5 protein-coding genes are annotated in these 6,023 nt (G+C 55.9%); 4 read left to right on the top strand and 1 reads right to left on the bottom strand.

Translation table 11 applies throughout. The features are described from left to right. The first annotated feature begins 251 nt into the window (after positions 1-251). The gene (queE, locus tag ACJY2L_RS20190; RefSeq protein ID WP_439213874.1) at positions 252-923 is read left to right on the top strand and encodes a 7-carboxy-7-deazaguanine synthase QueE; all 672 of its coding nucleotides are present in this window, start codon (positions 252-254) and stop codon (positions 921-923) included. 38 nt (positions 924-961) lie between these two features. On the opposite strand, the gene queD is transcribed toward queE, so the two are convergent. Next, positions 962-1,324 (bottom strand): 6-carboxytetrahydropterin synthase QueD, encoded by a 363-nt coding sequence (queD, locus tag ACJY2L_RS20185; RefSeq protein ID WP_067433234.1) that lies wholly within the window; start codon positions 1,322-1,324, stop codon positions 962-964. Positions 1,325-1,609: 285 nt separating this feature from the next. On the opposite strand from queD, the gene cysJ reads away from it, so the two are divergent. Genes cysJ through ACJY2L_RS20170 form a run of 3 tightly spaced genes read left to right on the top strand, consistent with a single transcriptional unit; the run spans position 1,610 to position 5,865 of the window. Next, complete coding sequence (gene cysJ / locus ACJY2L_RS20180) at positions 1,610-3,409, top strand: NADPH-dependent assimilatory sulfite reductase flavoprotein subunit (RefSeq protein ID WP_225701397.1); 1,800 nt, start codon at positions 1,610-1,612, stop codon at positions 3,407-3,409. Further along, the gene (gene cysI, locus ACJY2L_RS20175) at positions 3,409-5,121 is read left to right on the top strand and encodes an assimilatory sulfite reductase (NADPH) hemoprotein subunit (protein WP_067433223.1); all 1,713 of its coding nucleotides are present in this window, start codon (positions 3,409-3,411) and stop codon (positions 5,119-5,121) included. Before cysJ ends, cysI begins: the two co-directional genes overlap by 1 nt. Positions 5,122-5,130: 9 nt before the next feature. Next, positions 5,131-5,865 (top strand): phosphoadenylyl-sulfate reductase, encoded by a 735-nt coding sequence (locus ACJY2L_RS20170; RefSeq protein ID WP_187486795.1) that lies wholly within the window; start codon positions 5,131-5,133, stop codon positions 5,863-5,865. The last annotated feature ends 158 nt before the right edge of the window (positions 5,866-6,023 follow it).

The raw sequence follows: 6,023 nt of genomic DNA, 5'->3' as shown, positions 1-6,023 counted from the left end.
GCCGCCCCTGCTCGGGCGGCCCGAAGGGCAGAACGAAATGGCCGTTGACCTGGCCTTTAAGCGAGCTGCCTGCCAGGCAGAACGAATTGGCCGTTGACTGGCCGTTGGTCCGGCCTTTAAATAGCCAGCCTGCAAGGCATATCTCAACCGCCGTGTTACGGCGGCCCCACTATGACCCCACGAATCCACCTTTGACCTTACTCTGTGATCTGCCATAATCAGCGCCCTTATTTTTCCCGAGCGAGTTGATAATGCAGTACCCGATTAATGAAATGTTCCAGACGTTGCAGGGCGAAGGTTTCTATACCGGCGTGCCAGCAATCTTTATCCGTATGCAAGGATGCCCGGTCGGCTGCAGCTGGTGCGATACCAAACATACCTGGGATAAGCTGGCCAATCGGGAAACCGCGCTCGGCGATATTCTGGCCAAAACGGAAGAGAGCGACGCCTGGGGATCGGCGGATGCTGCGACCCTGCTACAAACCATTGCCGATCAACAATGGACAGCGCGTCATGTGGTGATTACCGGCGGTGAACCGGCCATTTACGATCTGCGCCCACTGACGGAAAGTCTCGAGCAGGCGGGGTTTAGCTGTCAGATTGAAACCAGCGGCACCCATGAGATTCGCTGTTCGTCCGCGACCTGGGTAACGGTGTCACCGAAAGTGAATATGCGTGGCGGTTATGATGTGATTGCGCAGGCGTTGCAACGTGCCGATGAGGTGAAGCATCCGGTGGGGCGGCAGCGCGATATTGATGAGCTGGAACTGCTGTTAAGTACGCTGAAGGATGACAAGTCGCGCATCATTGCGCTGCAGCCTATCAGTCAGAAAGACGCGGCAACCCGCCTGTGCATCGAAACCTGTATTGCCCGCAACTGGCGGCTGTCGATGCAAACGCACAAATACCTGAATATTGCCTGAATCCTGCTGGAGCCGCCGGTAACAGCGGCCCCACAGGCTTACTCACCGCGGTAAATACAGCCCGCGGTGCAGGTTTCTTTAATCATTACCGCGCTCAGCTCCGGTAAATCTGGCTTGAGGTTTTGCCAAATCCACTGCGCTAACACTTCACTGGTTGGGTTTTCCAGACCAGCGATATCGTTGAGATAGTAGTGATCCAGCCGATCGTAGATCGGCTTAAAGGCGGCCTTTAAGTCGGCAAAATCCATCACCCAACCGGTATGCGCATCCACTTCGCCGGTAATTTCAATCCGCACCATAAACGAGTGTCCGTGTAAACGGCCACATTTGTGTCCTTCAGGGACATGCGGTAAATGGTGCGCCGCTTCGAAATGGAAATCTTTAAAAAGTGTGGTTGCCATGCTAACTGCCTTTTTCTTAAAAAAACCGGCGAAGTCTACCGGAAAGCGCGCTTTGACGCACCCGTTTCCACCGTTAAAGCGTAGTCCTCGCCAGGTGTGAATTTAATCAATTGATTAATAAGCCTAATTTCTACCACTTTTAGCACTATAACCTAACGGTAAAAGCGTTTAGTCATTTTGGTTATTTATTATGTCGAACCCTTATTTAATCGTTATTATGCAGCCGTTTACCCTGTTGGCATTTCCCAGCTCAAGCCACAATTTTACACACCGGAATTCTACGCAATGACGACTCAGGCTCCTCCTGCTTCACTGCTTCCGTTAAACCCGGAGCAACTCGCGCGTTTACAGGCGGCAACCACCGACTTTTCCACCACGCAACTCGCCTGGCTCTCCGGTTATTTCTGGGGCATGGTCAATCAGGCTCCTGGTGCCACGGTAGCCACCAGCGCACCGGCGGCGGAAGCGCCTGCGATTACGCTGCTGTCGGCCTCGCAGACCGGCAACGCCCGTCGCGTGGCCGAGCAGCTGCGCGATGACCTGATCGCCGCCAAACTCACCGTCAATCTGGTGAACGCCGGCGATTACAAATTCAAGCAGATTGCGCAGGAAAAACTGCTGGTCGTTGTCACCTCCACGCAGGGCGAGGGCGAACCGCCGGAAGAAGCGGTGGCGTTGCATAAGTTTCTGCTGTCGAAAAAGGCGCCGAAGCTCGCCGACACGGCGTTTGCAGTGTTTGGGCTGGGCGATACCTCCTATGAATTCTTCTGCCAGGCGGCAAAAGATGTCGATGGCAAGCTCGCTGAGCTGGGGGGCGAACGTCTGCTGGATCGCGTTGACGCCGATGTCGATTACGCTGCCGATGCCGAAAAATGGCGCCAGGCGGTGGTGGAGATCCTGAAAAAACGTGCGCCGGTCGCGGCGCCTGCGCAGACCGCCGCCACGGGCAGCGTCAATGAAGTGGCCACCAGCCCCTACAATAAAGAAGCACCGCTTACCGCTAGCCTGGCGGTTAACCAGAAGATTACCGGCCGCAACTCCGATAAAGATGTGCGCCATATCGAAATCGATCTGGGCGACTCCGGGCTGCGCTATCAGCCAGGCGATGCGTTAGGCGTCTGGTATGAAAACGATCCGGCGCTGGTCAACGAACTGGTTGAGCTGCTGTGGTTAAAAGGTGATGAGCCGGTCAGCGTCAACGGGGAAACCTTACCGCTGGCCAGGGCGTTGCAGTGCCATTACGAACTGACGGTAAACACGCCGCAAATCGTACAGCAGTACGCCACGCTGGCGCGCAATGAGGCGCTGCTGGAGATCGCGGCGGATAAAAGCAAGCTACAGATCTATGCGCAGACCATGCCGATCGTCGATATGGTGCGTGACGCGCCGATGGAGCTGCGTCCGGAACAACTGACCGAGCTGCTGCGGCCGTTAACACCGCGTCTCTATTCTATCGCTTCGTCGCAGGCGGAAAATGAGAGCGAAGTGCATATCACCGTGGGTGCGGTACGCTTTGAGGTCAACGATCGTGAACGTGCCGGCGGCGCATCAACCTGGCTAGCCGATCGACTGGAAGAAGAGGGCGATGTTCGTGTCTTCATCGAGCATAACGATAACTTCCGTCTGCCTGCTAACCCGGATGCTCCGGTAATCATGATTGGTCCAGGCACCGGTATCGCGCCGTTTCGCGCCTTTATGCAGCAGCGCGACAGCGAAGGCGCCAGCGGTAAAAACTGGCTGTTCTTTGGCAATCCGCATTTCACCGAAGATTTTCTCTATCAGGTGGAATGGCAGCGCTATGTAAAAGAGGGGCTGTTGACCCATATCGATCTCGCCTGGTCACGCGATCAGGTGCATAAAGTTTATGTACAGGACAAAATCCGCGAAAAAGGTGCGGAAGTGTGGCGCTGGATTAACGAAGGTGCCCACATTTATGTCTGCGGCGACGCCAATCGTATGGCGAAAGACGTTGAGCAGGCATTACTGGAAGTGGTAGCTGAATACGGTGGCATGGACACCGAAACAGCGGACGAGTTTTTAAGTGAGCTGCGCATTGAGCGCCGCTATCAGCGAGACGTTTACTAATGAGCGAAAAACATCCAGGGCCGCTGGTGGTGGAAGGCAAACTTTCCGATGCCGAGCGCCTGAAAAAAGAGAGCAACTATTTACGTGGCACCATCGTTGAGGATCTCGACAATGGCCTCACCGGCGGCTTTACCGGCGATAACTTTCTGCTGATCCGTTTTCACGGTATGTATCAGCAGGATGACCGCGATATTCGCGCCGAACGTGCCGAGCAGAAGCTGGAGCCGCGTCACGCCATGATGCTGCGCTGCCGTTTACCGGGCGGGATCATCACGCCGACGCAGTGGCTGGCCATCGATAAGTTCGCTGCCAACAACACGATTTATGGCAGCATCCGCCTGACCAACCGGCAGACCTTCCAGTTTCACGGCATTCTGAAAAAGAACGTGAAACCGGCGCACCAGATGCTGCATGAAGTTGGGCTTGACGCGCTGGCCACCGCCAACGACGTAAACCGCAACGTGCTGTGTACGTCGAACCCGATTGAATCGGAGCTGCATCAGGAAGCGTACGAGTGGGCGAAGAAACTCTCTGAGCATCTGCTGCCGCAAACACGCGCCTATGCTGAGATTTGGTGGGATAAAGAGAAGGTTGCTACCACCGATAAAGAGCCGATCCTCGGTGAAACCTACCTGCCGCGTAAGTTTAAAACCACCGTAGTGGTGCCGCCGCACAACGACATCGATCTGCACGCCAATGACATGAATTTCGTGGCGATTGCTGAAAATGGCAAGCTGATTGGGTTTAACCTGCTGGTCGGCGGTGGCCTGTCGCTGGAGCACGGAAATAAAGCGACTTATGCGCGTACCGCAAGTGAATTTGGCTTCCTGCCGCTGGATCAAACCCTGGCGGTGGCAGAAGCGGTAGTGACGACCCAGCGCGACTGGGGAAATCGTACCGACCGTAAAAATGCCAAAACCAAATATACGCTGGAGCGCGTCGGCGTTGAGACCTTTAAGGCGGAAGTTGAGAAGCGCGCCGGTTTCACCTTTGAGCCGATTCGCCCGTATGAATTTACCACCCGTGGCGATCGCTTCGGCTGGGTGAAAGGCATCGACAATCAGTGGCACCTGACGCTGTTTATCGAAAATGGTCGCCTGCTCGATTATCCCGATCGCCCACTGAAAAGCGGCATCGCGGAGATTGCGAAGATTCATCAGGGAGATTTCCGCCTGACCGCCAATCAGAACCTGATCGTTGCGGGCGTGCCGGAAAGCGAAAAAGCGAAGGTTGAAGCGATCGCACGCAGTCACGGCCTGATGGAAAACGTCACCGCTCAGCGCGAAAACTCGATGGCCTGCGTTGCTTTCCCCACCTGTCCGCTGGCGATGGCGGAAGCGGAGCGTTTTCTGCCCGACTTTGTCACCCGCGTTGAGGCGATCATGAACGAACACGGCGTGGGCGATGAGCACATAGTGTTACGCGTTACCGGTTGTCCGAACGGTTGTGGCCGTGCCATGCTGGCTGAAATCGGTCTGGTCGGTAAAGCGCCAGGCCGCTACAACCTGCATATCGGTGGCAATCGCATCGGCACGCGCATTCCGCGGATGTACCGCGAAAACATCAATGAAGAAGAGATCCTGATCAGCATCAATGAGCTGGTGGGACGCTGGGCAACCGAGCGTGAGGCAGACGAAGGCTTCGGTGATTTCACCATCCGTGCCGGTATCATTCGGCCGGTGCTCGATCCGGCGCGCGATCTCTGGGAATAGGGGGCAAGCATGTCTTTACGCGATCTGGCAGAGCTCAATCAGCTGCCGAAGGTAGAACGTATCCTGGCGCTGGCGGCGACCAACGCCCGGCTGGAAAAGCTCTCTGCGGAAGAGCGGGTGAGCTGGGCGCTGGAAAACATGCCCGGCGAGTTCGTGCTCTCTTCCAGCTTTGGCATTCAGGCGGCGGTGTCGCTGCATCTGGTAACGCAGCAGAAGCCCGATATTCCGGTGATTCTTACCGATACCGGCTACCTGTTTCCGGAAACCTATCGCTTTATCGATGCGCTAACGGAAAAGCTTAACCTGAACCTTAAAGTTTACCAGGCGGAGCACTCCGCGGCCTGGCAAGAGGCGCGCTACGGCAAGCTGTGGGAGCAGGGCGTTGAAGGTATCGAGAAGTACAACCTGATCAATAAAGTTGAGCCGATGAATCGCGCGCTAAGCTCGCTGGGTGCGCAAACCTGGTTTGCTGGTCTGCGCCGCGATCAATCGGGCAGCCGCGCTAACCTGCCGGTGCTCGCCATTCAGCGCGGCGTGTTCAAGATCCTGCCGATCATTGACTGGGATAACCGCCAGGTTTATCAATATTTGCAGCAGCATGGCCTGAGCTATCATCCGCTGTGGGAGGAAGGCTATCTCTCCGTGGGTGATACTCACACCACCAAAAAGTGGGAACCGGGCATGGCCGAAGAAGAGACGCGCTTCTTCGGGCTGAAGCGTGAATGCGGCCTGCACGAAGGCTGAATCCTCAGGGGCGATGATCGCCCCTTTTTTTTATCCCTGCTTTCCTGAACCGAGCTTTTTTCGCTGTGTATCCATTCAGCGTCAACGCGCACCCCCGGCTATTCCTAATTCGTGCCCGCGCTGGCCTGGATGGCTGACGGTTGCATGCAGCAAAAAGT

The organism is Duffyella sp. Ts4 (assembly GCF_051851875.1).
Lineage (GTDB): Bacteria > Pseudomonadota > Gammaproteobacteria > Enterobacterales > Enterobacteriaceae > Duffyella > Duffyella gerundensis.
The sequence above is the reverse complement of the archived record's forward strand: the minus strand, read 5'-3'. Positions and strand labels throughout refer to the sequence as shown.

What these genes read in the sequence shown, in the direction of transcription:
- cysJ (WP_225701397.1), top strand. Translation starts at nt 1,610, where the DNA reads ATGACGACTCAGGCTCCTCCTGCTTCACTGCTTCCGTTAAACCCGGAG.
- queD (WP_067433234.1), bottom strand. Translation starts at nt 1,324, where the DNA reads ATGGCAACCACACTTTTTAAAGATTTCCATTTCGAAGCGGCGCACCAT.
- cysI (WP_067433223.1), top strand. Translation starts at nt 3,409, where the DNA reads ATGAGCGAAAAACATCCAGGGCCGCTGGTGGTGGAAGGCAAACTTTCC.
- ACJY2L_RS20170 (WP_187486795.1), top strand. Translation starts at nt 5,131, where the DNA reads ATGTCTTTACGCGATCTGGCAGAGCTCAATCAGCTGCCGAAGGTAGAA.
- queE (WP_439213874.1), top strand. Translation starts at nt 252, where the DNA reads ATGCAGTACCCGATTAATGAAATGTTCCAGACGTTGCAGGGCGAAGGT.